Source organism: Streptomyces sp. NPDC006733 (genome assembly GCF_040636125.1).
Classification (GTDB): domain Bacteria; phylum Actinomycetota; class Actinomycetes; order Streptomycetales; family Streptomycetaceae; genus Actinacidiphila.
Genome location: NZ_JBEYJD010000009.1, coordinates 20,829 through 46,774 on the forward strand (window position 1 = coordinate 20,829; position 25,946 = coordinate 46,774).

Genomic DNA, 25,946 nt, shown 5'->3' on the forward strand with positions numbered 1-25,946 from the left:
ACGACCCTGTCTGCTGTACGAGCATGACATCACTGCACCGGTTTAGCGTCAAGACAGAGGTCTGGCTTCCCTGCATCATTTCCAGCGCTTCGAGTCGACGCGCAGAGCGGTTGGGGGTGACCACGGGCATGGCGAACGGCTCCAGGGCCGCACCTCCCACGGTGCCAGCTCGTTCTCTCGCAGCCGGCGGCATCCACCGCGCGAACGCAGTCGGTGATCAGCCGCCCGCAGTAGTGGTTGCGGGGGCCCTCGATTCGGCGGGTCATGAAGCCCTCGACCCACTGCGTGCCGCCGCCGGAGCTGTGGCCGGGGTTCTGGTGGCCCTGACCGCGACTGTCGACCACGAAGTGGGCGTAGCCGGCCGCTGACAGCAGCAGCTGGTGAGGGCGCCGCGGCCGCCGCTGTAGCTCTGGCAGCGCATCAGGACCGGCAGCGGTCCCTCGGCGTCGCGCGGCAGGATCAACCAGTCGGCCACCGGCTCGCCGTTCCGGCCGGGTAGCGCACGTCATACACGTCGACCAGGGGCAGCAGGGTGTTGTACGCGGGAGTCCGTGCGGGGGCGTAGCTGTGGGCGCGGACCCTGGGCCAGGGTGGCGGCCCAGAAATCGTCGAAGTCGGCCGAGGCGACCACCTTGGGGGAGTAGACGACGGGTTCGGAGTGCGGCAGGTCGGTCAGCGGCACGGTGGGAGTTCTTTCCTCAAGGTGCGAGTCGCTCGCTCGGGTCGGTGGAGCGAAGGCGCGTGCCGCCCGCGTGCGCCGGCGGCGTCCACCATGGGGGTGGTCCGGTCGGGTCAGGCGCCGCGTAGGTCGAGCACATGTGCGCCGTAGACCGGCAGCTCGACACGGCCGGCGGGGTTTGCGTCGAGGTCGTTCAGGACGCCGGATTTCACCACCGGGGTCACGGTCAGCTCCGCGTGCGCCTGGCTGACCAGCCACACGAGACCCGGCCGTCCTCGTGCTCCAGGTGGTCCTCCACGACCCTGGTGGCCGGCGGTGGGCAGGCCGTCGCTCTCACGGGCCACGGCGGGTGCCGCCCGACGATCCAGGACCGCCCGGTGGCGCAGCAGCCGGAGCCACCGTCCTCGGGCCGGGCGAACGGGTGGGCCGTGTCGAGGTAGGAGGAGAGCAGCACGGCGGTACGGTGTCGACGCGGCGAGGTGCGGGAAGTCGAACCTCCTCGAACGCCTTGCGGGACCTGAACCGAATTCCGTAAGGAGGCGACCCTGGCTCGCGAAGGCACCGACAACGGTCGGTAGAGCAGCTCGCCTGGGTTCAGCGATCGTGACGGCTCCGGCGGCGCGCGGCGAGAATGCCGACTCCACCGACAAGCAAGAGCGCGCCGGCGATCGCCGCGGGCGCTAACGGGGAGGCCCCAGACGCGGCCAGCTCTTGGTCCCTATCACTCTGCGGCACCGTGCTCGGCGCCACCGTCGGCCTCGGAGACGGCTTAAGCGTCGGCTTGGTTGTATGGGTCGGGACGGGGGCCGCGGTTGGGGCCGTCGATCCTTTGACGACCTTGAATTTAACATCCGTGTCCCCACCAAAGTTAACGCACCCGTTCTCACGCGTCGGGTCGGGGTTAGCAGGGGAACTACCCTGCGCGACCGCTAGATAGGTGCCGACCGGGGTTGTTCTACCGGCCGCGATACGGAGGTTGAACGTCACCTGCTGGCCTTTTTCAAGTCCAAAGGGAGGAAGTTTGATCTCCGGTTGAGTGCCGATATTCTCGAGCACCCAACCTGTCGACGTCTGACGCTCCACGGTCAAGCCGACGACTTCCCATCCCCCTCCCTCGGCATCGATGTAGAACGCGTGCTGAAAGCTGTCTACCCGGGGCCCGGAAGGGTTGGCATAGGTGATTTCGAAGTCCTGTGGGGCGCCCTCGGCGTGCAGCTTGGCCTGTGAGAGGCCGGCGATCGCGACCTTCAGGTAAACGCTTCGCTCGCCGCCGCTGCAGGGCAGGTCCTGACCAAAGGCCACGGTTGCCGTGAAGGCGGGGCCGAGCAGCGCGCCGCCGCCGCACACCGCTAAGCCAACCGCTGCCAGGGAGCGAGAAATCCGCTTCATTGCCAGCCCCAGTTCCTGTCGAGAGGCAGAAGATGCTCCAACGGTGCGACCTTAGATGCAGGCAGAGAATGCTGAAAGGGGTTGGGAGTCCCAGAAATTGGCGAGTAGTCGTCATCGGATCCGTACAACCAAACCCTGCATCCGCAGCGACTACGCCGAAGCCGACGGCAAATCGTCACCACTCCCATCTACGAGGAGTCACCCTTGACGGTGTCAGGATGCAGCGGAACGCCCGACAGGGGATGCGGCTCCGTACGAGGCGAACACGAAGCCGGTCACGGTGCGAAGGTCCGTGACGGCGGCGCCGTACGGCAGACCGGAATCAATGCCCAGTGGTGCGGACCGCGCAGTACGAGGGCAGCCAGGGGAGCACGTTCGGGGCGGGCAGCAGGGTACAGCCAGCAGGGGCGGAGCGGCTGCGCCTCCATCGCCTGGCGACGGCCGCCGGAACCTGGCCGTCCCTGGCGGTTGGCGAGCGATCGTGGCTGCGCCGGCTGAGGGGTGATGCGTCAGCGGGTGGGCGACGCATCGATCGGGGCGGCGGCCACTCTCACCGGCGGTATGCAGATCCCCTGGGACAGCCGGGGCGCGGCGCGTGACGGTGTTGGCTCGCACGTCCGCCGCATACGTCGGGCAGGACGCCATGGCGTTCCCCACGCCGTCCGCGTCCTCGACGTCGCGCGGCGAGCGCGGGGTCGGACTGCGGGCTGATATCCCTCCCGCGGTGCGGGACCGATGACATGCAGGCGGGCCGGCTCACCGCGTCGGTCACCAGGGGGTTCCAGGCCAGGTGGAGCGTGCCGTCGCCTGCGAACTTCCGCGGGTTGCCGTCCAACTGGATGTCGCCGGCCTCCGCTCGCCAGGGTGATAAGTCGGGTGAGCCCGTGGTGCAGGCCGGTTGTGCCGGCCTGCGCGACATCTTCCACTCAGGAGCACTTGTGTTCAGCTGTTCGAGCTTCCCACCTTGAGGGGCCCGGTCGATGCTTTGCATGCAAGGAAAGCGGCGCAGTTGTGCGTGCCACATCCGCCGCCGCCCCATCCGCGGCAACGCCGTTGTTCTGTGGACGCACGACCTGACAGAACGACGCGCATACGGTAGCCGAGTCCATCGACCCACTCGACGCGATGGAACTGCTCTACAGCCCGTCCTGCAGGGCCGCGTGGGTCACTTCAAGCTGAACGCCCCGAGCGACTCGCGGATGGAGATCAAGAACAACCGGTGAGTGAAGTACACGACGACCGGCGGCGGCAGGTTCTTCAGCGTAGGCCCTCCCGACTTGGGTGAGGGAGGGAGTGTTTACCGGAACCAGCGGAAGAAGGAGTCAGAAGATGCGGAAGCAACTCAAGTTCGTACCGGTAGTAGCGGCTCTAACGCTGTTGGGAGGCGGCGTTATGGCAGGGTCGGCCGCAGCATCGGACACCATCAGCGCCGCGCGGGCCTGCACGGTCGATGCGCCGCGCTTCACGAGCTACCCCGGTACGGGTTCCAATGATCCCGCGTACTGGCCCGCCCGCGGCTCCTACGCGACTACGACCAGCCGGTGTAACGACATCAACCTGAAGCTGGATGGGGCGGGGGTGCGCTCGGTGCGGACGTGCTTCAAGGCGGGGTCCAGCTGGAACTGCGGCGGGTGGCATATTCTGGCCGAAGGTCGCTGGGGTCTGGCCGCCACCGATGTCCTGGACGGAACCCAATTCTTCTTGCAGTTCCTCGGAACATCCCGCGCCGCAGGCCAGATCGACTACTGACGGCACCGAACCGCCCCGCTGCCCCACACCTGTCTGGCTGACGGTCGGGGCAGCGTTGTGCCTCTCTAGTGGAGCTCTGGAACCGATGCGGCAAGAGGTGGCGGCATGGCCCTTCGTCCCCGGGGGGGAAGACTTTACGAAGCTCCAGGATGCGAGAGCGGTAACCGGATTGTGGTGAACCATACCGAGAGGGCGCCGTAAGGCGTGCCAGGGGGAATCGGAAAGGCGAACACAAGCGCATCACTGCTGGCATGTCGCCAGTGAACCAGGCGACATCAAAGTTGAATCCTGCCCATCTCTCCCGGAGCGAGTTTGGCGGGAGTCCGTCCCCGGCTGGGGGGCGTCCGGCTCGAAGGTGATGCGAGCCCGATCTGCTGCTCCTGCATGGAACATGGGGTGGCACGCTTCGACACCGCACGACGGCGGCATGCGCTCCTTCAAGAGATCTCGTCCGGTGGGTGCGCTCCTCCCCATCCACGCGGGGTCGGCTCACCTTCAACGGCTATGTGGCCGACCTACGTCACTGCACCTTGCCCACGGGGAATTCCGCCGTGGGCAAGGTGCCTGGCAGCCGCAAGCTCCCGCATCAGCGAGCGCGGCCTGCGCTACTCGGGGATGTCGATGATGCTGGTGCTGGTCGTTGCGTAGGCGACGCCGTTCTTGGTTGCCTGGTGGGTGCAGTTCACTCTGATCGTGCGGTAACTGCTGTAGCCGTAGACGAAGTTCGATGCGAAGTGCACGTCGACGAGCGCTCCGCCGTTCTCCGAGTCGTAGTCGGTTGTATACCCGCCCAGGGCGTCGTACGCGGAACAGCGGACGTTGATGTAGTCCGCGTCGACGCGGTTGTTGTTGGCGTCGGCGAGCCGGGAGTAGCCGCGGATCTTTACGCGACGGCCCTGCCCGCTGGTCTCATACCCCTCGTTCTGGATGACGCCCTGCAGGACGTACGTTGCCGGCGTGCCGCCACCGCCACCACCGGTTCCGCCGGAGTCGCCGCCCCCGCAGTCGCTGTCGACGGGGCAGGGCGGGTTCACGGTCGCATGAGCAGGGGCAGCCACCAGCCCCGCGCCCACGAGACCTGCCGCCAGGGCTAATCCTGCCAACGTGCGTCGTGCCATGTGGAACTCCTGTCCAGCGGTACGGAAGCGGGCGGCCTGCGGTGTGCAGGCCACCGGCCAAAATACGGGAGCGCGGCCGAGGCGGGAGGCATTCGCACGGAAACGTGTGCGACCTGTTCGGGCGTCGGGGCGCTCCGGACCCCGCCGTTGTGCGGAGGCCGCCAAGACTCCGGCCCTCGGGAACAGGCCCAGTCCGCATCCGCAGCCGGGTTGCGGGTCCGCAACCCGGCTGCGGATGCGGCTGGCTCTGGAGCGGCATGGGTCCAGGTCCGCTACGTCGCGGGCGGTATCGGCGCTCATCGGCGAGGTGCCTCGGTCGGACACGGGCATCATCAACTCACGAAACGGCTGCTGAGGCGGCTCGAAGGCGCGTCCGCCGCCGTCGCCGACGGCACGCCGCTGATCGTCACTGAGAACGGCATCGCGACCGCCGATGACTCCCGCCGGATCAACGACACCACGGGCGCGCTGAGCGCCCTGACCGCCGCTCGATGGCATCGACGTCCGCGGTTACTTCCACTGGAGCGCCCTGGACAACTATGAATGGGGCCGCTGTGAGCCCACCTTCGGCCTGATCGCCGTAGACCGTGAGACCTTCGTACGTACCCCCAAGCCTTCGGCCACCTGGCTCGGCGCCGTCGGCCGCACTCGCATGCTGCCCAGCGAGGCGTGATGCCGGGAGCGGACGCTGTCCCCGCTCCGGCCAGGATGAGCAGGGCCGTGCCGAGTGGGGTGACCCGTGCGCCCCAGGTTGCGAACCGGCCTGCGGGGCCGCCTCTCAGGGCCGGGATCCGTCGCGGAGTTTGAGCAGGAACAGACCGGCGGCGAGGGTGGCGGCCATGCCCAGGCCGTAGCAGACGACGAGGACGATGCCGATGCCGATCAGGTCGCCCTTCTTGGGATCGGTTGCGGTGCCGAGATGGTGGTGGCCGAAGAGCCCGTGGCTGTGTCCGTGGGCTTCGTGGTGGTGGCTGGGCTCCTGCCCGTGGGGGAGGGTGAGGTGCCGTGTGCTGAGCCGTCGGGCCGCGCTGCGCTTCGTGTACCGGGGCAAGCGCCACTTGCGTCGTTGTCCCGGCCGCGGTGACGGTCTGGTTTCCGATGACGGCTGCGACGAGTTGGCAGCACCGACGTGCTCGCTGACATCCACGTCGTTCCCATGCGGATGGTGGGCGGGCCCGTGCCCCCATGGTGGGTGTGGGTGTGGCTGTGGTGCACGGGCTGTGCCTCCGGCCGGGCCTGCAGGGTGACTCACCTCGTGGTCAGGGTGGCGTAGGCGACGATGTTGCCCAGGTAGGTGCGGGTCTTGGGGTCCCAGTTGCCGCAGGTGATCAGGCGGAGCTGGGGCTGGTCCGCGGTGGTGCTGTAGACGTCGAGGGTGGGGAAGGCGTCCTTGGGGAAGGCCCGTACCGCGTCGGTGGTGAAGGTGGCCGTGGTGCCGTCGGCGCGGGTGACGCTGATCCGGGCGCCGGTACGGAGGGCGCCGAGGCGGTAGAAGACCGCGGGCCCGGTCTCCTTCGAGTCGACGTGCCCGAGGATGACGGAGGCGCCCAGCTGTCCGGGGGTGGGGGAGTGCTGGTACCAGCCGGCCTGCAGCGGCTTCCAGGGCACCTGGACGGTTCCGTCGGGGTTGCGGTCCAGCGACAGCAGCGCGCTGTGGACGCCGATGGCGGGGATGTCCAGGGACACCGGTGCGGAGGCCGGGAACACTCGCCCGGCCGCGGGGCGCGCCGCGCCGGTGCTGGGCGGCGGGGGTGCGGTGGCGGGCGCGGTGGGGGAAGGTGCGGCCACGGCGGGGGGCTGCGGTGGCGGGGCGCTCCCGCCGGAGGCGCCGGTGAGGGCGACCGCGGCGCCGGCGCCCGCCAGAGCCAGTGCGGCGGTCAGGCCGATGAGGGTGCGGCGGCGGGGGCCGCCCCCCGCCTGGCGGGGGGCAGCCACGTCCGGGTCCGGCTCGGGGTCAGAGCCCGGCACGGTTCCGCCGGTCATCGCTGCGCTGCGGCGTTCCTGCGCCGCAGGATCAGCGTGCCGGCCAGCGCGGCGACCGCGGTGGCGCCCAGTCCGGTGGCGACCAGGTCGGCACTGTTGCTGCCGGCGGACGCCTGGGTGGCACCGTCACCGGTTCCCGCCCCACCGGTGGGCATGGAGGTCAGGGCGCCACAGATGGCCGGGGCGGTGGCTTCCTGGGGAAGCTTGGGGTCCAGTTCGCTGGCGCCCAGGACGCCGTCGTACTTGCCGTTGTGGTTGTAGTCGATGCCGTGCACGACGATCACAGCGTTGTCGGCCCGCACGGCGGCCGCCACGTCCGGGGTCACGGTCATGGTGCGCGTGTAGTGGAACGCACCGGTGGCGGGGAAGCGATCGACGGCCAGCGCGCTGTTCGGGCTGGTGTCGCCCGTGGTGGTCAGCGACGTGCCGATCTTGCCGTAGGCGGGCAGGCCGTCGGTGGTGCTGATGGCCTTGTGCCCGTTGTGGTCGCGCGCTGCGTCGGCCTTCGGACACTCGCCCGAGCCCTTGATGTGGATGTGCTGGGCGTGCGGTGAGGCGTCGAGCAGCTGGTTGGCGATGACCGAGACGGTGGCCTGGTTGCCCGACAGCGTGACCGTGGCCATGCCGGATCCGTCGACCATGTTCGTGGCGACCGGATCGAGGGTGGCCTGATAGTTCGCACTGCCGCCGTCGTCGTGGGCGGACGCGACCGCGGGCAGCGCCAGCGGGAGGGCGAAGGCGGCGATGCCCGCCAGGGGGAGGAGGGTCTTGTACATGGCGTGCTCCAGACGGAGCCCCGCGGCAGTCCGGTGCCGCGTGGGATGAAGAGCTCCTGTGCCATAGGGAGGAACGGCGACCGCAGGGGTTGTACCAAGGCCGCCGGGATCAACTCACACCCTGTATTCGAACCTGAGCCGCCTGCCGGATGGGTGCGAAAGCGGGGCAAACGTCACCCGCCGGCCCGCGCTTCACCCCTGCGGGTGAAAAGCACGCCCGGACGGGGGGTCCGGGCAATCCATCCGCGCGGCGGCGCCGAAGGGGCTGTGGACGTGCCTGCGACGGAGCGGGCGCCGAGAGAGATGGGGCGTGATGGGCGTACAGCGCATCGACACCCGGTTGCTGGAAGAACTCACCGAGCAATCCCAGGACCTCAACAGCGACGCACTGCGCATCACCGGCAGCGCCTTGGAGGACTTCGCCGAAGCCTCCGCGCCCCGGTCGCGGCGCTGGTGGCAGCGGTCGGGCACGCTCGCCGGCGTGGCCGGGGCGGCCGCCGTCATGTCCTCCGTGCGGGCCGCCGCGGCGACCACCGCGGACGACATCATGGCGCTGCAGACCGCGGCCTCGCTGGAGAACCTGGCGATCAGCGTCTACCAGACCGCTGCGGGGCTGCCGTTCATCAAGGACGGGAACAAGACGGTCGCGGCGTTCATCGCCAAGACCACCACCCAGCACCAGGCGCACGCCAAGGCGTTCAACGCCGCCGCGACGCAGGCGGGCGGCAAGGCCCAGACGGGCCCGGACCCCAAGTACGCGGCCGTGGTCAAGGAGGCGCTGCCCACCATCAAGGGCCCCGCCGACGTGGTCAAGCTCGCGATCACGCTGGAGGACGTCGCCGCACAGACCTACACCAAGAACGTCAGCCAGGTCAGCGACGCGCAGCTGCGCAAGCTGTTCGCGTCGGTCGCCCCGGTCGAAGCCCAGCACCGCGCCACCCTGCTGGCCGTCCAGGCGCTGCTGGCCGGGAACCTTCCCGACCTCATCGCCATCCCGACGGACGCGGCCAAGCTGCCGGCCGCCGCGGGCAGCGTCGGGTTCCCCGACGCCTTCTACCCGACCAAGAACGCGTCGCCGATCTCCGAAGGAGCCGTGAAGTGACCACAGCACGCAACGGCTGGGAACTGCAGATCAGCGAGCAGCAGCTCGCCCGGCTGACCCGCGACATGGACGAGGCCCACCGCGAGACGCTGCCCGCGATGTGGGCGAGCGCCGTCGACCTGGCCGACGAGGTCCGCACGACCGAGCACACGCACCTCGCACGCCGCCGCTTCCTGCTGGGTGCCGGCGGTGCCGCTGCGGCCCTCGCGCTCGCCGCCTGCTCCAGCAGCAGCGACAAGAAGTCCGACGCCTCCACCTCGCCCTCGGGACCCGCCTCCGGCGGCGGCCAGTACACCGGCGACCTCAAGGTCGTCGCGTTGGCCACCGCGCTGGAGAACCAGGCGGTGGGGGCCTATCAGGCGACGCTGACCGCAGCCAAGGCCGGCAAGCTCGGCACCGTACCGCCCGCGGTGGCGACCTTCGTCACCACCGCGATGGCCCAGCACGCCGACCACGCCAAGGCCTGGAACGCGGTCCTGACCGGCGCGGGCAAGCCCGCCATCACCAACGTCCCGCTGTCCAACCAGGCCGACGTCACCGCCGCGCTCGGCAAGGCCACGGACGTGGGCGCGGTCGCCAAGCTGGCACTGCAACTGGAGGACCAGGCCGCACAGACATACCTGTTCGCGACCTACAACGTCACCAGCCCGGCCGGGATCAGTACGGCGGCCACCATCGCCCCCGTCGAGGCGATGCACGCCGCGATCCTGCACTACGTCCTGGGCGAGTACCCCGTCCCCGACGACTTCCTGCCCGTCGACAAGGCCGCCAGCACCACCCTGCTGACGGTCTGACAGCCCGTGGTGCGCCCCGGACCCCGCAGGGATCAGGGTCCGGGGCGCACCGCATCCGTGCTCCCGCTCTCCCCTTATCAGTCTTCGCCGTCGACGGATTGGTTCCCCAGGTGAACGTCCACGCCCCCGCCACCACCTCCTGTGCACGCCCCCGCCGCCGTCCCTACCGCGGACGGCTGGCCGCCGCGAGTGCCCTCTGTGCGCTGTTCGCGCTGACGAGCTGTTCCAGTTCGGGATCCGGCGGCTCGTCCACCACCACGCCGGCCGCGCCGTCGGCGGGCACCGCCTCGGGAGCGGCGGCGCGCATCGTCATCAAGGACTTCCTGTTCAACCCGGCCGCACTGACGGTCGCCCCCGGCACCGTCGTCACGGTCGTGAACGAGGACAAGACGCCGCACACCGCCACGGCCACGGACGCCGGGGCCTTCGACACCGGCACCATCGCCGGCGGCAAGTCCGTGACGTTCAAAGCCCCCGCGAAGGCGGGGAGCTACAGCTACATCTGCAACATCCACCAGTACATGAAGGGCACCCTGACCGTCCGCTGAGACGGCCGACGGACGCCGCCCCAGCACCCGAAGGAATCGGCCATGACTTCTGCCACCCCGTCCCGCAGCGTCTCGCGAGCTGTGCGCTGGGCCTGCCGGATCGCTGCCGCGCTGGGTCTGGCCGTCGACGCCTACGTCCACGCCAAGCTCGCCGATCAGTACGACGCGGTCAGCGCGAGCATCAGCCAAGGCACCTTGTTCCGCGTCGAAGCGGGTGCAGCGTCGCTGGCGGCCCTGCTGGTGCTCGCCTGGCGTCGCCCGCTGGGTGACGCTTTCGCCTGGCTGGTCGCGGCAGGGGGCCTGGCCGCGCTCGTGCTGTACCGCTACGTCGACGTCGGCGCCCTCGGCCCCCTGCCCGACATGTACGAACCCGTCTGGTCGGACGACAAGAAACTCACTGTGGCCGCCCAGCTCCTCGCCGTCCTCGCGACCAGTGCGCTGCTGCTCACCGGGCGCCCGTACCAGCCCGCCCCACGCGACTAGCGCGCACGAAGCGGATCCGCGCAGAGGAACGGATCGGCGCGTGAGGATCACCGCTGGGCGGTGTCTGAAGGGTGTCAGGGCCTGCGAGGCCCGTTCCCGTCCCGAGGAGACCGGCGTGACCACGAAGACCGTTCCCCCCACCCCCGCGGCACTCCAGCGCAGCGTGCACGACCAGCCCGCGACCCGGCAAGGCGAGGGCCGCGGCGCCGCCGCCGTACCAGACCCCGGCGCACGCCTCACCGACCGCGGTCGGACGTCCATCGCGGACTCGGTCGTCGAGAAGATCGCCGGCATGGCGGCGCGGGAAGTGCCCGGGGTGCATGGCTTCGGCGGGAGCCTGGCCCGCACGCTCGGCGCGGTGCGCGACCGGGTGCCGGGCGGGCGCCCGGACGTGACACGCGGCGTCAAGGTCGATGTGGGCGAGCGGCAGACCGCGGTCGATATCGACATCGTTGTGGAGTACGGCGCCGCCATTGTCGACGTCGCGGTGGGTGTCCGGGAGAACGTCGTTGCGGCCGTGCAGCGGATGACCGGGTTGGAGGTCGTCGAAGTCAACATCTCGGTCGTCGACGTCCACCTGCCCGAGGACGACGCCCCGGTGGGCAGGGAGGGCCGGGTGCAGTAGGAGCGGTTCGGGACAGAGTGGCGTGCCGGCGTCCGCGTCCGCGTCCGCACGGATTGGCTGCGGACGCGGACCTCATCGGGAACGGAAGATGTTGAGCTGTTGGGGACCCTCACCGAGGGCGGCCGCGCTGCGCCGCGGCCGGTACCGCGCGACCGGGCACTGCGAGGTGGGGCGCCGTGAACGCTGACGCGACGCCACACGAGGCCGCCACTGCAGCCGCGGGAGCTTCCGTGTCGGCCCAGGAGGAGGAGTTCCTGGTCATCCGGGCGAGTGAGGGGGATGACGGGGCGTTCGAAATCCTGGTCCGGCGCCACACCACCCAGCTGCTCCACCTGGCCCGCGGGATGCTGGGCAGTGACGCGGAGGCGGAGGACGCCGTGCAGGACGCCTTCGTCAGCGCCTGGCGCCGCCTGCCGGAGTTCCGCCGGACCGCTGCCTTCAGCACCTGGATGTACCGGATCGTCACCAACCGGTGTCTGAACGTCCTGCGCTCCCGGCGCCCGACGCAGCCCCTGGACTCGGTGCCCGAGCCGGCCGCCGCCGAGCACGTGGCCTCGCCCGCCCGCGCGGTGGAGTCGGCGGCCACCGCGCAGGCCCTGGCCGGCGCCCTGGCGGGACTGACCCCCGAACAGCGCGCCTGCTGGGTCCTGCGCGAACTGCACGGCCTGTCCTACGACGACATCGCCACCGCGGTCGGTATCGGCGAACCGGCCGTGCGCGGCAGAATCTTCCGAGCGCGCCGCTACCTGACGGAGGCGATGGACACATGGCGCTAGACGACAGCCACGGCCCGCCGACCGTCCCGGGGCCCTTGGCGCACGACACCGCACCCGACGACGAACTGCTGCCGTGCGGGGCGTCGCTGGCCACCTTGTGGGAGGACGGCGAGCCCCGGCCCGGTCACGACGACTGCCCGCCCTGCGGCGCCGCCCTGGGCGAGTTGACGGCGCTCGATGACGTCGTCCACGCGGCCCTGACGGTCCCCGGCAGCGCGGCCGAGAACCTCGCCGGCCGGGTCATGGACCTGGTGCGCACCGAGGTGCGCCCCGGCCGGACCCTGCCGCTGGGCGAGGTCGCCGATGACGACTGGATCACCGAGACCGCCGCGGCCCGGGTCCTGCGGGAGGCGGCCGAATCCGTGCGCGGCGTCGCGGCCGGCAGCTGCCGGATCCACCCGCTGTCCGCCACCCCGGGCAGCGCGCGGAGCTTCGCACTGCCCGGCACCCGGCTGCCGCGCGAGCCGCTGCGCGTGGCCTTGGAGGTGGCGGCGCCCCTGTCCTGGACCATCCCCGCCGTGGCCGCCGCGGTGCGCGAGCGCGTCCTGACCGCCGCCCGCGAGCGTGTCGGCCTCGACGTCGCACAGATCGACGTGACGGTGATCGACCTTCTCGACGACCAGCCGGCCACGGATGCGGGCGGCGCTGGGAGGAACCCGGCATGACGAGCGTTCCACAGCAGCACGCCCTCGCGGCGGCGGCCGCCGGCGCGGCGCGCCAGGTGCCCGGGGTCGCCTACTTGAGCCCGGGACTGTCCCACCGGCTGCGGGCCGCCGTGCCGCGCCACCCGTCGCGGCAGCCGACGCCCGACGCCACGGCGGGGGTCCGGGTGCGGTGCGGCACGGGCCCTGCCGAGCACGCGGTGGAGGTCTCCGTTTCCCTGGCCGTCCACTCCGGGCACCAGGCCGCCCACGTCGCCCGCGCGGTGCGCGCCGCGGTCACCGCCGCGGTGCGCGACACCGGCACCGCGGCGGGCCCGGTCACCGTCACGGTGACGGTCACCGCGATCACTTGACGTCGGCCGGGTCGCGTCGGCCGGTCCACGATTCCTCCGCATCGGCGCGTGAGGAATCGCGCCGGCCCGGGTCCAAGCAAGCAGAGCCGTCGCCGGCCAACGGGACGGCGGCAGACACCTACCACCGGCCGTAGGCGCACCGTCCCCCGGACGCTGCACCGCAGGCCCTCCTCACGAGAAGGCACCGATGACGAACAGCGGCGAGATCAGCACGACCACGGCCCCGACCACCGCTCTCGACCCGGCCGGCGGCACGCCGCTGGCCGCAGCCCACGAGCGCGGCCGGACCACCATCGCCGACGGCGTGGTGGAGAAGATCGCCGGGCTCGCGGCCCGTGACGTCGGCGGCGTCCATGCCATGGGCGCCGGTCTGGCCCGCACCCTGGGAGCGATGCGGGACCGGGTTCCGGGCGGCAAGTCCGTCACCCGCGGGGTGAAGGCCGAAGTCGGCGAGAAGCAGGCCGCGTTGGACCTGGACATCGTCGTCGAGTACGGCGTGTCCATCGTGGACGTCGCGCAGGCGGTGCGGGAGAACGTGATCAGCGCCGTCGAGCGGATGACCGGCCTGGAGGTGGTGGAGGTGAACATCGCCATCGACGACGTGAAGCTCCCCGACGACGAGGACGACCTCGACGCCTCCCAGCGCGTCCAGTAGGCCCGCCCACTCACCGCACGTGCGAGGAAAGGTGCGTCCATGCTTGTGCCCTTGACCGGACTGGCCGTCGGCATGGCGCTCGGGTTCGCCGGCTACTTCGGCGGATTCGGAGCGTTCCTCCTGGTCGCGGCGCTCGGCGCCGTCGGGTTCTGCGCCGGGCGCGCCCTGGAGGGTGACCTCGACCTCCGGGCCCTGCTCCGCGGCGACGGCGGACGGCCGTGACCGCCCCGCTGCCGCCGCGCAGTGGGGTGCCGGCCGCGCACCGCGGTGCGTTGCGCCTCGCGGACCGGGTCCCGGCGAAGATCGCCGCGCAGGCCGCGCGCGAGGTACTAGCCGACGCTCCGGCCGCCGACCGGGTTCCCCGGCACGCTAGGCCCACGGCCACGATCCGCCTCCGGGGGAGCACCGCCCGGATCCGGCTCTCCCTCGAACTGGGCTTTCCCGCCCCGTTGGGGACCATCTGCGGCAGCGTGCGCCGACACGTGACCGACCGCGTCGAAAGCCTGACCGGATTGCAGGTGAGCGTGGTGCTGGTCGAGATCGAACGCCTCTACGCCTCCGCCGGCGGGCCCCGGCAGCGGGCCCGATGACCGGGAACGCGGTGCTCACGCCGCCAGCAGATGCCCACCTCGACGCCCCACCCGCGCCCGATGCGGTGGCCTGCCCCCCGGCGCGGCACGCCCGCCGCTTCTGGTCCGCCCGGCGGGTACCCGCGGCCGTCGCCGCCCTCCTGCTCGCCGCGGCCACCGGGACGCTGCTCGTCGACCTCGCCCGGGTGCGCGCGGGCCATCCGGCCATGGCCTGGCGCGTCGACCTGGCCCACCACCTCGCGACGCGTCCCCTCACCGACGGCTGGATCACCACCGGAGCCGCTGTCGCGGCTGCCCTGGGACTGTGGTTGACCGTCCTGGCCGTCACCCCCGGACACCGCGCGCTGCTGCCGATGCGCCGCGACGACCCCGCCGTCCGCGCCGGCATCGACCGATCGGCAGCCGCCTGGGTCCTGCACGAGAGCGCCTTGCAGGTCTCCGGCGTGCGGACGGTGTCCATCACCGTCCACCGCCGCCGCGCTACCGCACACGTGACCTCGCATTTTCGTGAACTCGAAGCCGTGCGCACGGATGTGGGCGCGGCACTCGCCCAAGGACTGCGGCAACTCGCCCTGGCCCGGCCCCTGCGCCTGCGGATCCGGCTCCGCACGACCGACAAAGGATGACGCCACCATGCGCACCACGGTGAACCGGATACTCCTCGGCCTGCTCGGGATCACCTTGCTGACCACCGGGCTGACCCTCTTGCTCGGCTCCCGCGACCTCCACGACCGCTGGCCCCTGACACTCCTGCCCGACCGGGCGTTCACCCGCACGCACGGGGTCGTGCTCAGCGCCGCCGACCGCACCGCCTTGCGCGCCGAGTCCTGGTGGTGGCCGGTGGTCTTCACCGGCCTGGGTCTCCTGTTGGTGGCAGCGCTGCTGTGGTTGCTGCTGCAGATGCGCCCGCACCACCTCGCCCGGTTGCCGCTCGACGGCGACGACGCCGGGACGGCCACGGTGTACAGCACCGCGCTGCGCGAGGTCCTCAACCGTCAGACGCGCGGGCACGACGGGGCGCACCGCGCGCGCACCGTGCTGACGGGATCGGCCCGGTCGCCGCGGCTGCACATGACCCTGCGCCTGGCAGAGCGTTCCTCTCCCGCGGCGGTGCTCGCGACCTTGGAACAGCAGATCCTGCCCGCCGCCCGCACGTCGACCAGCACGCCCCACCTGCCCGCGCAGGTCCGCCTGCGCGCCGCGAACCAGCGAGCGTCGAAGGTCCTGTGAGCACGGACCCGGGCCCCGTGCCCAGCACGCCTGTTCGGTCGGTCAGGTGTGCTGGACGCTCCATAGGCGCGAACTTCGGCACAGCACCAATCCGGCGCGCGGTCCGCTCCGAATGCCCAGTGTGACAAGGAACGGGAAACGCGGGCTGCTGCTCGGCGCGGTGAGTGGAGCACCGGCGGCCGCCGTCTCGCTCGCCGCCGCGCTGGTGGCGATCGACGCGGTTCCGTTCGAGGTCACGAACCGGGCCATCCGGCACGCCGGAATCCTGGACGAACTGGTGCAGCAGATAGGCATCGTGGCGACCCTGGCGCTCTGCGCCGCGGTCGTGGGCGCGATCGCCACCTGGCGCCAGGGGTCCCCCGTCCGGGACGCCCAGCCCGGTTCGCACCGCACCGAGGTCCGCGCGACGGGCCGCACCGGCAGTACCCAGACCGCGGACCGCAAGGGCACCGTGCCCGTCGGGTCCACGGGCTGGCCTTGGGCGGCGGCCCCCGCGGAGTGAGCTCCGCACGACGCCCCTGACACCCCCATCGCACCACTCATCCGGCCTCACCGGAAACCCTCAGGAGACATCTCGTGTACACCACCACCAGCCGCATTCGCCGCGTCGCCCTCGCCTCGGCTGCCGTGGCCGTCCTTGCCGTCACCGCGTCCGCCTGCTCCGACAGCGGCAGCGACGGCGGTAGCGACAAGAGCAGCGCCGCGGCGACCACTCCGGCCATGCCCCCGTCGTCCGCGGCCGACACGGCGAACGCGTCGGCACCGTTCGGCCCGGCCTGCGCGGGCGTGCCGAAGGACGGCGCGGGCTCGTTCGACGGCATGGCGAAGGACCCGGTGGCCACCGCTGCCTCGCACAACCCGGCGCTGTCCACCCTGGTGAGCGCGGTGACGAAGGCCGGTCTCGTCGACACGCTCAACAGCGCCACGAACATCACGGTCTTCGCGCCGACCAACGACGCCTTCGCCAAGATCCCGAAGGCCGACCTGGACAAGGTGCTGAACGACAAGGCGATGCTCACCAAGATCCTGACCTACCACGTCGTGGGCCAGCCGATCACCCCGACCCAGCTCGGCAGCGGTACCTTCGCCACGCTGGAGAAGCAGTCCCTGATGACCAAGGGCTCGGGCGAGTCGTACAAGGTCAACGACACGGCCAACGTGGTCTGCGGCAACGTCAAGACCGCCAACGCCAGCGTCTACATCATCGACACCGTCCTGATGCCGCCGGCCGCGTAGTCCCGACGGTCAGCCCGCCGGGCCCCGGCTCCGGACCAGTGATGACGACCCTGGTCCGGAAGTGCGCAGGCACGCGGCATCCGGTGGCAACGACCCACCGCGCCGGGACTCCGGCCCTCGCGGGCTGCGCGCTCCGCGCAGCCCGCGGCGGCCGCCCCGACCGCGCAACCGCCGCAGAGCTGGAATCAGCGCGCGGCGCCGTCAAGTCCCGTCGCCGGGACGGCTGGAGGGTGATGGTGTGATCGGCTCCGCCGATCTGCACACACTGACCGGCGCCTACGCGGTGGACGCGCTGCTGCCCGCGGAGGCGGAGGCGTTCTCCCGGCATCTGGGCGCATGCCCGGCGTGCGCCCAGGAGGTACGCGAACTGCGGGAGACCGCCACCCGTCTGGGGTGCGCGGTGACGCAGGTCTCACCGGCGCTGCGCGACCAGATCGTCCGCGCCCTGCCAGAGGTACGGCAGTTGCCCCCGCTGGGGCCCCGACCGGCGGGGGCATCGCTGCGCGGCGGAACATGGCAGCGCTGGCTGCCGGGGGTGGCCGTGGCCGCGAGCCGGGCTTTCGGTGAGAGCAGGCGGCCGGGCGGCCAGCCCACCGCGGGACGCTGACCCCACCGGCACCGCGGGGCGCACGATGCGCGGCGCCCCTCGGCCCACCGACGCTGAGCACGGTGCCCGACCCAGCAACACGTCGTCCCCTGCCATACGCCGTGAGCGGCAGATCACCCCACGATGCCGCTGCTCTCAGGATCGGAGCGTGTGGCTGGGGGAGCGGCCGTAGGCGCGGCGGTAGGCGGTGGCGAAGCGGCCGGGGTGCAGGAAGCCCCAGCGGGCTGCGACCGTGGTGACCGTCTGCCCGGTCGCGGGGTCGGCCGCGGTCAACTCCCGGTGGGCATGCTCGAGACGGACACGCCGCAGGTAGGCGGTGGGTGTGGTGTCCAAGTGCTGCCGGAAGGCGTACTGCAGGGCGCGCGGGGTGACGTGGACCGCGGCGGCGATATCGGCCAGGGCGATGTCGCGGTGCGCGTGGTCGTCGATGTAGGCCGTCGCGTGGCGCAGCAGGGCGGGGGTGGCGGCGTTGTTGCGCTGGGCTTTGGCGGGAGTGTCGGTCAACGCGGTGTTGGGGAAGGTCGCCAAGGCGGCGCCGGCCAGCAGCCGCGCGGCATTGGCGACCAGCAGCGGTTGGGCGGCGGCCTCCGGATCGCCGAGCAGGTCGTCCGCAAGGTAGTCGACGGTCCGCTTCCACCAGCGGGCGGCGGCCGGGGAGTGCGGCCGGTAGCCGGTGAACCGGACGGGACCGGGCGTCGTACCCGCAGCAGTGCCGGCCACCTCCTGGAGGACACCGCGGTCGATGAGGACCGTGCGGCCGCAGATCTGTTGGGGTGCGGCCCGGTAGGGCTGGCCCGGTTGGGCCAGCACCATGAGCTCGCCGGGTCCCATGCACTGTTCGTCGCCGCCCAGTGCGCGCCAGAGCGTGCCCTGGCTCAACTGCATGATCAGCAGGTCGATGGTGTCGGAGGTGTAGTGGCCGTCCATGGGCAGGTTGAGGTCGCCGACGGTGAAGGGGCCGGCGTCCAGGCTGGCGAGCCGCATGGTGCCGTCTTGGACCTCGCTGACCTTCAACCCGGTGTCGTACTTGCTCTGCAGAATGTGGACGACCTGTTCGCTGTCGCTGGCCTCCATCACGGTCCAGCGCGGTGTCGCGGCCACGGTGCTTACGTCCTCTCGGCGTGGCGGGACAGGGTGTCGAACCCCAGGCGGTGGGCGGCGGTGCACAGGGCGGCGCTCCGGCCCCGCCGGTGCCTGGCCTGGTGCGAGTTCTGGCGCGGACAGCCCCGGCGGACGGCCGGGACGGGGCGCTCGGCGAACGGCATGATCTGCGCGTAGAACCCGGCGGTGGCCCGGACGTCGTCAGCCGACAGACCCGCGGCGCGGGCGGTGCGCTCAGCGAACCGGGACGCGGCGGGGACGGCACGGCACCGGGAGTGGTGATCGGCGGACAACGGCCGGATGCACGCGGTGGTTGGCTTCCTGGCCCGTCCGGGGGAGGGGCGGCGCTGGACGGGTGGGCCCGCAGGGGCTGCCGGTGATCTGGGCATGACCGCCCCTCAGTTGGGTGCGGTGCCCACCTGAGGACGGCCACCACGATATCCCCACAGCGTAGAAGCCCCGATGGGCCAGTTCGGCAGCTCTTCGCTTTCTGGCTTGTTCGCGCCCAATCTCTTCGTTTTGCGTGCAGCCAGCGCGGCCGCATCTGAGCGACGCTGATCCTCACAACAATGCCCGCGTCCGGCACGGCAGGGCAGCCGTCGCCGACAGGCAGTAATACCGGCTGGAATGGCCGCCCCTCGGCGCGGGCGGGCGGCCTCCCTCTGCCACCCACCTACACTCCTCGTCGGCTTCCGGAGCATGCAGGCGTCACTCCTGCCGGGAGCGGGCCGGGAGGACGATGGGCGGCAGTTGCACCGTCGGTGGTGCAGCTCCCGCCCTGTCACCCAGCTCGCGGTGCGCCAGGACCCCGCGCATCGCGAGCTCCTGGGGTGCGCGTGGTCCTCCCTGCGGCGCACCCAAGACCGGTGAGCAGCATTGCCGTCGGCCCGCGTGCCGCGCCCACTTCACGCCCAGCCGATCAGGGCCGGCACCCGAAGCGGTCGTGGTCGGCGAGGATGTCTTCGATGATGCGCTGGGTGACAGCGCTCTGCTCGGGAGGGGTGTCGCTGCGCTCCGTCAGGGTCAGCAGTGCTTTCCACAGGGCCCAGCCGCGGGCCCTGGCCCAGGTGGCACCGTCCTGCCCCACCGCGTGTCGGAACGCCTCCCTGCTCTCGCCGGAGAACATCCCCCAGGTGATCGCCAGGTCACAGGCGGGGTCGCCGACGCCCGACGTGCCGAAGTCGATGACTGCCGTCAGGCCCCCGTCCGCGACCAGCAGGTTGCCCGCCGCGAAATCGCCGTGGAACCACACCGGGTTCCCACGCCACGGGGCGGCCAGGGCGGCGTCCCACACGGCGGCGGCCCGACGGGTGTCGACACGGCCCTGGAGGGCGGCCAGGCAGCGGCGGGTCTCCGCGTCGTAGTGAGCGGGCGACGCTCCGCGGAACCAACTGTGCTCCCCGGCGAGGGGGCCATCGGTGGCGTCGCAGCGTTGGAGGGCGCGGAGGAACCCGGCCAGCGAGAGCGCGAACTGCGACAGGTCGTCGATCTGCCCGCGGTCGGCCCGCTCACCCGTCAGCCAACCGCGCACGGACCACGGAAAGGGGTACTCCTCGCCTGGGGCGCCCAGCGCCAGGATCGGGGGGACGGCGACGGGCAACGACGGTGCCAGCCGGGGCAGCCAGGTGTTCTCCTTGGCGACTGCGGGCGCATACCCCGCGGCGGTGGGCAGGCGCACGGTCATGTGGTCGCCCAGGCGGAAGGTTCGGTTGTCCCAGCCGTCGACGTCCACCGGGGTGATGGGCAGGCCGCGCCACTGAGGGAACTGCCCGGTGATCAGACGTCGCACCAGGGCGGCGTCGATTCCGGCGCGGCCGTCGGGCGGAGTTGTCACCATCCGGCGATGATCGCCTCCGTCGATCGTCCGTGGCAACGGGATATTGCAGGGTCGGCACCACCCAGGGATCCACCGTCAGCAATGGGTTCGGCCGCCGCTGTCATCGGCGGCAGGACTGCCCCTCCTCTCCAACAACCCTGGAGTACAGCGGCGGAGGGCCCCGCCAAGGGGCGCGGACCGATCGCCTGGGCAGGGCGCCGGTGCCGTGGTGATCTGCGCGCCCTTCCGGCCCGCGCCCACCTCTGTTTCGCGAAGGCGCTGACGATCATGTCCAGGTCGTCAGGGTCGGTGGCGTTGCCGGGCCGGTGCGTCGTGTCAGCGGCTGCGGCACGGTCAGCGGCTAGGTGTTCTTCTGCTGGGCGTAGTGGCGTGCGGCCTTGGCGCGGTTGCCGCAGCCGGACATGTCGCACCAACGGCGGCGGCCGTTCTGTGAGGTGTCGAAGAAGGTCAGGATGCAGCGGTCGTGGGCGCAGGTGCGGATCCGCTGCGGTCCGCGGGCCAGCAGCTGCAGGTAGTCGTCAGCGGCGAGCCACGCCGGCAGCCAGGTCGGGTCCGCGACCTCGGGCTCGTGCTGGGGCAAGCCGTCGGCGCCCAGGGAGCGCAGGACCCGCCCGTGGGCCAGGACGGCGTTCAGCGCGGCGGTGTCGAGGGCGTCCGCGCGCAGCGCGAGCAGGGCGTCGCGGGTCTCCAGGAGCGCGGCGAGCGTCGCGGGGTGTGCGGGGGCGCGGCCGGTCAGACCGTTGGATGCGAGCCACACCGCGAGGCCGTCGGGGCGGCGAAAGAGCGCGCCGTCGTGCCATCGGGTGTTGAGCAGGTCCAGCGACAGCGGCTCGCCCCGCAGCGGCCGGGGATCCACCAGAGCGTCCATGGCACCCAGCCTAACCGTTCGAGTTCGGTTGAAGGGTTGCCCTCGCAAGTGCCTAACCTTTATTGTCGGCATGAAAGGTTAGATACTTGCCTCGGCAACAGGAGTCCCGCTATGACGGCATCACTGCGCACCGGCCACGTCGGCATCAATGTCACCGACCTCGACCGTTCCGTCGCCTTCTACCGCGACGTCCTCGGTCTCCAAGTGCTCGGCGGCTCAGCCCCGGGCACCGCGCCCGAGCGGCGAGTCGCCAGCCTGGGCAAGAACGGAGCGCTGATGCTCACCATCTGGCAGCAGGCAGCCGCGGCACACGAGCGCGACCGTGCCGGCCTGCACCACTTGGCCTTCGAGGTCGACACGGTGCAGGAGGTGCGGGACGCGGAGTGGGCGCTCAAGGAGCGGGGCGCTGCCTTCCAGTACGACGGGGTGGTCCCGCACGGGGAGGGCCGCGACTCCGGCGGGGTCTTCTTCAGCGACCCGGACGGGACACGGCTGGAGATCTTTACCAACAGCGGTGTCGCGGACGCCGGCAAGGCCCCCTTCACGGACGCCCCGACCTGCGGGTTCTTCTAGCCATGGCGGCCACGGGCTACCACAGCGGCGAACGCACGGCCCAGGAGCGTGCCGGGGAGACCGCACGGGCGGAACACCTGGGCCGCAGCCTGCGCGACACCATTCCCGCCGTCGCCGCCGGCTTCCTGGAGCAGCGCCAGCTGCTGGTCCTCGGCGCGGCCGACAGCGCCGGCCGAATGTGGGCGACGGCGCTGGCCGGCGAACCGGGGTTCCTCGCCGTCCCTGACACGCAGACGATGACGGTTGCCGCCGCGCCGCATCCCGACGATCCGCTGCACGATACCTTGCGGGGACCGGCGGTGCCGATGGGCACGATCGCGCTGGAACCCGCGACGCGGCGACGCATGCGGGTCAACGGCATCGCGCAGGCACACGACCGGGGGTTCACTCTGCGCGCCGAGCAGGTGTTCGCCAATTGCCCCAAGTACATCCAGAAGCGGCACCCCCTCGCGGCCGCCCCCGCGACCTCGCAGCCGCCCCCGGCGCGCCGGGGCACCGCACTGACGATGCTCCAGCGCCTGACCATCGGTGCGGCCGACACCTTCTTCCTCGCCACCGCGGACGACCAGGGCCGGCCCGACGCCTCCCACCGCGGCGGCAACCCCGGCTTCGTCGACAGCCTGTCCCCGACCGTGCTGCGCTGGCGCGAGTACCCGGGCAACGGCGCCTACATGACCCTGGGCAACCTGGAACAGAACCCGCGTGCCGGACTGCTGTTCCCCGACTGGGACACCGGGACCCTGCTGCTGCTGACGGGGCGGGCGGTGACCGACTGGACCGATCGGTCGGTGACCTTCGCCCTCGCCGCCGTCGTCGAACTGCCCGACGCGCTGTCCCTGCGCTGGAGCGAGCCGCAGTACTCGCCCGCCAACCCGGCGCGAGGCTGATCCGGGCCGGGGCCTTCGGGCGGCGGATCCGTGCGTCGATCCGCCGGGGTCCGGAAGGCCACGGCCCCGGCAGTCGCGGCACTGCCGCCACGACTGCGGGCGGACGGATCAAGCGGGCCGCAATCGTGCCGATGTGGCGGCCCGTAGGATGATCAGGATGACCGACGATTCTGTGATCCTGCGCCCGGTGGTCGAGAACGACCTGCCGCTCCTTGCCCGGTTTGTCACCGATCCGGACCTGAGCGGCCCGTTCCAGTGGTTCGGCTGGGCCGACCCGGGGCGCGTGCGGCGGCGCTGGGAGCAGGACGGGATGTTGAACGACGAGAACGGCCGCCTGATGGTCGTGTCGGGCGGCGTCCCACTCGGCTTTGTCGCCTGGCGCAAGGTCGTGACGTCGCCGAGCTCGTACTACTGGAACATCGGCGCCCAACTGCTCCCCGATTCCCGGGGGCGCGGCGTCGGCACCAAGGCGCAACAGCAGCTGGTGCATCGACTTTTCGCCGATACCCCCGTCATGAGAATGGAGGCGGACACGGACACGGAGAACATCGCCGAGCAGCGGGCCTTGGAAAAGTGCGGTTTCACCCGTGAGGGCGTGCTCCGCGGCACGCTGTTCCGGGACGGGCAGTGGCGGGACTCCGTGCGCTACGGCCTGCTGCGCACGGACCTCCTCCAGGACGCGACGGCGTAACCGAGCGAGCCGAGGCCGAGCAGCGGCCCTGGGCGTCGACGAGTTGCGGGGACACTCCACCACCACGACGACCGCCCTTACGATCGCACCATCCTCCCGTTCCGTCGGAACGAGGCCCGAACGCAGGTCATCACACAGCCCACCCGCAGAACAACAAACACGACCTGATCGGACGCCCGCTCGGCCGCACACCTGGGATGCGGCTGCTGGAAGTCGGCTGCAGGCGGGTGCTTCGGTCAGACCTGTCGGCGTCGCTCGACGGTCTCCTCGGCGGAGCGAGAACGGCGCTAGGGGCGGGAAGGGCGCGCAGTGGGCGTAGCGTTCAGCGGTATGGACCAGCAGCAGGGCGGTAACGCGGGCGTCGAAGGCGGCGCGCCGGCACTGCCCGGGGACCTGGTGGGTCCCGATGCCGCGGTGCGCCGTCAGCGCGTCCCGCTGGTGGCGCATCAGCGCCTTCGCCTCCCCCCGTGTTGCTGTACTCGCGCGTCAACGCTTCGCCACAGGCCGGCTGCGTATACCGGGAGCCCTCGGCGATCTTGGGAAACGCTCCTGCGCCACGCGAGGAGGAGCACAGTGATCAAGCAGGAAGCGGTGTTGGCCGAGGCGTTCGTCGCCCTGGCCGACCTCCAGCCGGGCACGGCGACCGAGTGCGAGTACTTGCACCAGGCAGCAGCCACGTGTGCCCGAGCCCTGGGCGTCGACCTGGCGGCGACCCTGCACGCCTCCCCGGAGGGGCGGTTGCACCCCACGGCTCCGCTGCCGAATGCGGCCGCCGGGCTGCTGGCGGCGGCCTGCTACGACAGCCCGGCGGCAGAAGCCTTCCACACCGGGTGCGCCGTCAGCCCGCTCACCCTCACCAGCCTGGCCCCGCGCTGGGCTGCCTTCGCCACGACAGCACGCACCGCCGGGTATCGCACCGTGCCCGCCGTTCCCGTTCGCCACGGTAACCAGGTCCTGGGAAGCGTCCTGCTGTGCACCAAAGCCGCGTCCCTTCCGGAAGTCGAGGTGCGTCGCGCCCAGAGCCTGGCGCAGGCCGCCGCGCTGGGAGTCCTCGCCCGCCGCGGCCTGGCTGAGCGTGCCGAGGCCATCGCTCAGCTGCTGCGGACGTTGCGCAACCAAGTCCTGATCGATCAGGCCGCGGGCATGTTGGCCGCCCTCCATGGGACGTCGCCCGACGAAGCCGCGACCTGGCTGCGGGCGCATGCCCGCAGCCACCGGCGCCCCTCCGCCGACATCGCCGCGCATGTGCTGGCCTATCAGGCGCTGCCCACCGGGCAGGAAGAGGTCGACGCTTCCCACCCCGAGGCATCCCGTTAGGGTTCTGCGCCGGAAATCCATCGGCAGAGGAGCGGGCGAGGGAGTCGAGGATCTCGTCAGGTTTCTTGGTCCAGATGAACGGATCGGGTCCTCGTTCCCCTGGTGAAGTGGCGGTATTCGAAAGCAGCAGTGTCCTTCAGCGGCCCGGGCCCCGGCCGCCTGCGGGAGCTTCGGGCGCCCTCCGCCGCGCGTGGCTGTCCAACGTTTCGCAGCTGGCCTATGGCACCACCGCGACCGTGGACCCGGATGCGACGTTCCACCTCACCTGGGGGCGTGGCGAACGACCATCCCAACCGCCGTGCCGCCCGGCGACCCAGTCGGCTCCAGCCCGACAACCTGACCTTTGCCACCGGCCGTTGCCCTGCCCCAGGTGGACCAAAGCGTTCAGCCGTCCCCTTGGACGGCTTGGCCCAAGAGCGTCTCGGCCTCCGCGAAGCGCCCCGCGATCGCCAGCAGGAAGCCGAGGTTGAAGGCCGCTTCGGTGTGGCCGGCGTCGAGGGCTTGGCGGTAGTACGTCTCGGCCTCCGCGTCACGCCCTGCCTTCTCCAGCAGGATGCCGAGGTTGAAGGCCGCTTTGGTGTCGCCGGCGTCAAGGGCTTGGCGGTAGTACGTCTCGGCTTCCGTCGCGCGTCCTGCTTTCGCCAGCAGGAAGCCGAGGTTGTTGGCCGCTGTGGTGTCGCCGGTGTCGAGGGCTTGGCGGTAGAGCGTCTCGGCCTCCACCCCCCGTCCCGCTTTTGCCAGCAGGTTCCCGAGGTTGAAGGCCGCGGCGGCGTGGCCGGCGTCGAGGGCTTGGCGGTAGTACGTCTCGGCTTCCGTCGTGCGTCCTGCTTTCGCCAGCAGGAAGCCGAGGTTGAAAGCCGCGGCGGTGTCGCCGACGTCGAGGGCTCGGCGGAAGTACGTCTCGGCCTCCGCGACCCGCCCCATGGTCGTCAGCAGGTTCCCGAGGTTGAAGGCCGCTTTGGTGTCGCCCGCGTCGAGGGCTTGGCGGTAGTACGTCTCGGCTTCCGTGGCGCGTCCCGCTTTCGCCAGCAGGAAGCCGAGGTTGTTGGCCGCTGTGGTGTCGCCGGTGTCGAGGGCTCGGCGGTAGTACGTCTCGGCCTCCGCGTCACGCCCTGCCTCAACCAGCAGGTTCCCGAGGTTGAAGGCCGCTTTGGTGTCGCCGGTGTCGAGGGCTCGGCGGTAGTACGTCTCGGCTTCCGTCGCGCGTCCCGCTTTCGCCAGCAGGAAGCCGAGGTTGAAAGCCGCATTGGGGTTGCCGGCGTCGAGGGCTCGGCCGAAGTACGTCTCGGCCTCCGCGACCCGCCCCATGGTCGTGAG

Annotated in this window: 33 protein-coding genes and 1 pseudogene; 22 read left to right on the plus strand and 12 right to left on the minus strand. The window is 71.4% G+C overall.

Features of this window, described 5'->3' with window-relative positions; all coding sequences use genetic code 11:
• Positions 1–29: 29 nt before the first annotated feature.
• The 3 genes from ABZ721_RS10380 to ABZ721_RS10390 form a co-directional block, all read right to left on the minus strand.
• Entirely contained in the window at positions 30–509 is a 480-nt protein-coding gene (locus ABZ721_RS10380; protein WP_358788198.1) for an acetylxylan esterase, read from the minus strand.
• A gap of 283 nt (positions 510–792) precedes the next feature.
• Positions 793–939, minus strand: coding sequence for a hypothetical protein (locus ABZ721_RS10385; protein WP_358788199.1), 147 nt, complete (start codon positions 937–939; stop codon positions 793–795).
• 334 nt (positions 940–1,273) lie between these two features.
• The gene (locus ABZ721_RS10390) at positions 1,274–2,068 is read right to left on the minus strand and encodes a hypothetical protein (protein ID WP_358788200.1); all 795 of its coding nucleotides are present in this window, start codon (positions 2,066–2,068) and stop codon (positions 1,274–1,276) included.
• A gap of 1,329 nt (positions 2,069–3,397) precedes the next feature.
• Between ABZ721_RS10390 and ABZ721_RS10395 the strand changes: the two genes are divergently transcribed.
• Complete coding sequence (locus tag ABZ721_RS10395) at positions 3,398–3,817, plus strand: hypothetical protein (RefSeq protein ID WP_358788201.1); 420 nt, start codon at positions 3,398–3,400, stop codon at positions 3,815–3,817.
• Between the two features lie 605 nt (positions 3,818–4,422).
• Here ABZ721_RS10395 and ABZ721_RS10400 read toward each other — a convergent pair.
• Complete coding sequence (locus tag ABZ721_RS10400; RefSeq protein WP_358788202.1) at positions 4,423–4,935, minus strand: hypothetical protein; 513 nt, start codon at positions 4,933–4,935, stop codon at positions 4,423–4,425.
• A gap of 396 nt (positions 4,936–5,331) precedes the next feature.
• Between ABZ721_RS10400 and ABZ721_RS10405 the strand changes: the two are divergent.
• A pseudogene (locus ABZ721_RS10405) lies at positions 5,332–5,608 on the plus strand (family 1 glycosylhydrolase); the annotation flags it as partial.
• Positions 5,609–5,713: 105 nt separating this feature from the next.
• Here ABZ721_RS10405 and ABZ721_RS10410 read toward each other — a convergent pair.
• The 3 genes from ABZ721_RS10410 to ABZ721_RS10420 all read right to left on the minus strand — a co-directional run bounded on the left by ABZ721_RS10410 (position 5,714) and on the right by ABZ721_RS10420 (position 7,694).
• Positions 5,714–5,986 (minus strand): hypothetical protein, encoded by a 273-nt coding sequence (locus ABZ721_RS10410; RefSeq protein WP_358788203.1) that lies wholly within the window; start codon positions 5,984–5,986, stop codon positions 5,714–5,716.
• A 197-nt stretch (positions 5,987–6,183) separates the two neighbouring features.
• On the minus strand, positions 6,184–6,918 hold the full coding sequence (locus tag ABZ721_RS10415; RefSeq protein ID WP_358788204.1) for a class F sortase: 735 nt from the start codon (positions 6,916–6,918) through the stop codon (positions 6,184–6,186).
• A complete protein-coding gene (locus ABZ721_RS10420; protein WP_358788205.1) occupies positions 6,915–7,694 on the minus strand; it encodes a hypothetical protein in 780 nt (259 codons plus the stop codon). Before ABZ721_RS10420 ends, ABZ721_RS10415 begins: the two co-directional genes overlap by 4 nt.
• Positions 7,695–8,007: 313 nt before the next feature.
• On the opposite strand from ABZ721_RS10420, the gene ABZ721_RS10425 reads away from it, so the two are divergent.
• From ABZ721_RS10425 to ABZ721_RS10500, 16 genes are all read left to right on the plus strand, one after another.
• The gene (locus ABZ721_RS10425) at positions 8,008–8,796 is read left to right on the plus strand and encodes a ferritin-like domain-containing protein (protein WP_358788206.1); all 789 of its coding nucleotides are present in this window, start codon (positions 8,008–8,010) and stop codon (positions 8,794–8,796) included.
• The gene (locus ABZ721_RS10430; RefSeq protein WP_358788207.1) at positions 8,793–9,590 is read left to right on the plus strand and encodes a ferritin-like domain-containing protein; all 798 of its coding nucleotides are present in this window, start codon (positions 8,793–8,795) and stop codon (positions 9,588–9,590) included. Before ABZ721_RS10425 ends, ABZ721_RS10430 begins: the two co-directional genes overlap by 4 nt.
• 110 nt (positions 9,591–9,700) lie before the next feature.
• Entirely contained in the window at positions 9,701–10,138 is a 438-nt protein-coding gene (locus ABZ721_RS10435; protein WP_358788208.1) for a cupredoxin domain-containing protein, read from the plus strand.
• 42 nt (positions 10,139–10,180) lie between these two features.
• Entirely contained in the window at positions 10,181–10,621 is a 441-nt protein-coding gene (locus tag ABZ721_RS10440; RefSeq protein ID WP_358788209.1) for a hypothetical protein, read from the plus strand.
• 115 nt (positions 10,622–10,736) lie between these two features.
• Positions 10,737–11,246, plus strand: coding sequence for an Asp23/Gls24 family envelope stress response protein (locus ABZ721_RS10445; protein WP_358788210.1), 510 nt, complete (start codon positions 10,737–10,739; stop codon positions 11,244–11,246).
• A 230-nt stretch (positions 11,247–11,476) separates the two neighbouring features.
• The gene (locus ABZ721_RS10450; RefSeq protein ID WP_358788211.1) at positions 11,477–12,022 is read left to right on the plus strand and encodes an RNA polymerase sigma factor; all 546 of its coding nucleotides are present in this window, start codon (positions 11,477–11,479) and stop codon (positions 12,020–12,022) included.
• On the plus strand, positions 12,013–12,687 hold the full coding sequence (locus ABZ721_RS10455; RefSeq protein ID WP_358788212.1) for a hypothetical protein: 675 nt from the start codon (positions 12,013–12,015) through the stop codon (positions 12,685–12,687). The genes ABZ721_RS10450 and ABZ721_RS10455 overlap by 10 nt, the downstream gene beginning before the upstream one ends.
• Complete coding sequence (locus ABZ721_RS10460) at positions 12,684–13,037, plus strand: Asp23/Gls24 family envelope stress response protein (protein WP_358788213.1); 354 nt, start codon at positions 12,684–12,686, stop codon at positions 13,035–13,037. Before ABZ721_RS10455 ends, ABZ721_RS10460 begins: the two co-directional genes overlap by 4 nt.
• A 187-nt stretch (positions 13,038–13,224) precedes the next feature.
• Positions 13,225–13,692, plus strand: a complete 468-nt coding sequence (locus tag ABZ721_RS10465) for an Asp23/Gls24 family envelope stress response protein (protein ID WP_358788214.1) — start codon at positions 13,225–13,227, stop codon at positions 13,690–13,692.
• A 39-nt stretch (positions 13,693–13,731) separates the two neighbouring features.
• On the plus strand, positions 13,732–13,914 hold the full coding sequence (locus tag ABZ721_RS10470) for a hypothetical protein (RefSeq protein ID WP_358788215.1): 183 nt from the start codon (positions 13,732–13,734) through the stop codon (positions 13,912–13,914).
• Positions 13,911–14,282 (plus strand): hypothetical protein, encoded by a 372-nt coding sequence (locus ABZ721_RS10475; RefSeq protein ID WP_358788216.1) that lies wholly within the window; start codon positions 13,911–13,913, stop codon positions 14,280–14,282. The genes ABZ721_RS10470 and ABZ721_RS10475 overlap by 4 nt, the downstream gene beginning before the upstream one ends.
• Entirely contained in the window at positions 14,279–14,908 is a 630-nt protein-coding gene (locus ABZ721_RS10480) for a DUF6286 domain-containing protein (RefSeq protein ID WP_358788217.1), read from the plus strand. The genes ABZ721_RS10475 and ABZ721_RS10480 overlap by 4 nt, the downstream gene beginning before the upstream one ends.
• A 7-nt stretch (positions 14,909–14,915) precedes the next feature.
• Positions 14,916–15,512 (plus strand): alkaline shock response membrane anchor protein AmaP, encoded by a 597-nt coding sequence (amaP, locus tag ABZ721_RS10485; RefSeq protein ID WP_358788218.1) that lies wholly within the window; start codon positions 14,916–14,918, stop codon positions 15,510–15,512.
• A 121-nt stretch (positions 15,513–15,633) separates the two neighbouring features.
• Complete coding sequence (locus ABZ721_RS10490) at positions 15,634–16,014, plus strand: hypothetical protein (RefSeq protein WP_358788219.1); 381 nt, start codon at positions 15,634–15,636, stop codon at positions 16,012–16,014.
• 74 nt (positions 16,015–16,088) lie between these two features.
• Positions 16,089–16,748 (plus strand): fasciclin domain-containing protein, encoded by a 660-nt coding sequence (locus tag ABZ721_RS10495; RefSeq protein WP_358788220.1) that lies wholly within the window; start codon positions 16,089–16,091, stop codon positions 16,746–16,748.
• A gap of 238 nt (positions 16,749–16,986) precedes the next feature.
• Entirely contained in the window at positions 16,987–17,355 is a 369-nt protein-coding gene (locus ABZ721_RS10500) for a hypothetical protein (protein ID WP_358788221.1), read from the plus strand.
• 135 nt (positions 17,356–17,490) lie between these two features.
• Here ABZ721_RS10500 and ABZ721_RS10505 read toward each other — a convergent pair whose 3' ends face one another.
• The 4 genes from ABZ721_RS10505 to ABZ721_RS10520 form a co-directional block, all read right to left on the minus strand.
• On the minus strand, positions 17,491–18,456 hold the full coding sequence (locus tag ABZ721_RS10505; RefSeq protein WP_358788222.1) for a helix-turn-helix domain-containing protein: 966 nt from the start codon (positions 18,454–18,456) through the stop codon (positions 17,491–17,493).
• Between the two features lie 5 nt (positions 18,457–18,461).
• The gene (locus ABZ721_RS10510) at positions 18,462–18,749 is read right to left on the minus strand and encodes a hypothetical protein (protein ID WP_358788223.1); all 288 of its coding nucleotides are present in this window, start codon (positions 18,747–18,749) and stop codon (positions 18,462–18,464) included.
• A gap of 626 nt (positions 18,750–19,375) precedes the next feature.
• Entirely contained in the window at positions 19,376–20,293 is a 918-nt protein-coding gene (locus tag ABZ721_RS10515; RefSeq protein ID WP_358788224.1) for an aminoglycoside phosphotransferase family protein, read from the minus strand.
• Between the two features lie 340 nt (positions 20,294–20,633).
• Entirely contained in the window at positions 20,634–21,161 is a 528-nt protein-coding gene (locus ABZ721_RS10520) for a CGNR zinc finger domain-containing protein (RefSeq protein ID WP_358788225.1), read from the minus strand.
• Between the two features lie 111 nt (positions 21,162–21,272).
• On the opposite strand from ABZ721_RS10520, the gene ABZ721_RS10525 reads away from it, so the two are divergent.
• The 4 genes from ABZ721_RS10525 to ABZ721_RS10540 all read left to right on the plus strand — a co-directional run bounded on the left by ABZ721_RS10525 (position 21,273) and on the right by ABZ721_RS10540 (position 24,629).
• On the plus strand, positions 21,273–21,734 hold the full coding sequence (locus tag ABZ721_RS10525; RefSeq protein WP_358788226.1) for a VOC family protein: 462 nt from the start codon (positions 21,273–21,275) through the stop codon (positions 21,732–21,734).
• Between the two features lie 2 nt (positions 21,735–21,736).
• Positions 21,737–22,621 (plus strand): pyridoxamine 5'-phosphate oxidase family protein, encoded by an 885-nt coding sequence (locus tag ABZ721_RS10530; RefSeq protein ID WP_358788227.1) that lies wholly within the window; start codon positions 21,737–21,739, stop codon positions 22,619–22,621.
• Between the two features lie 157 nt (positions 22,622–22,778).
• On the plus strand, positions 22,779–23,312 hold the full coding sequence (locus ABZ721_RS10535; protein WP_358788228.1) for a GNAT family protein: 534 nt from the start codon (positions 22,779–22,781) through the stop codon (positions 23,310–23,312).
• 573 nt (positions 23,313–23,885) lie between these two features.
• A complete protein-coding gene (locus ABZ721_RS10540; RefSeq protein WP_358788229.1) occupies positions 23,886–24,629 on the plus strand; it encodes an ANTAR domain-containing protein in 744 nt (247 codons plus the stop codon).
• 384 nt (positions 24,630–25,013) lie between these two features.
• On the opposite strand, the gene ABZ721_RS10545 is transcribed toward ABZ721_RS10540, so the two are convergent.
• Positions 25,014–25,946 (minus strand): tetratricopeptide repeat protein (locus ABZ721_RS10545; RefSeq protein WP_358788230.1); only part of this gene is annotated, 933 nt, incomplete at its 5' end.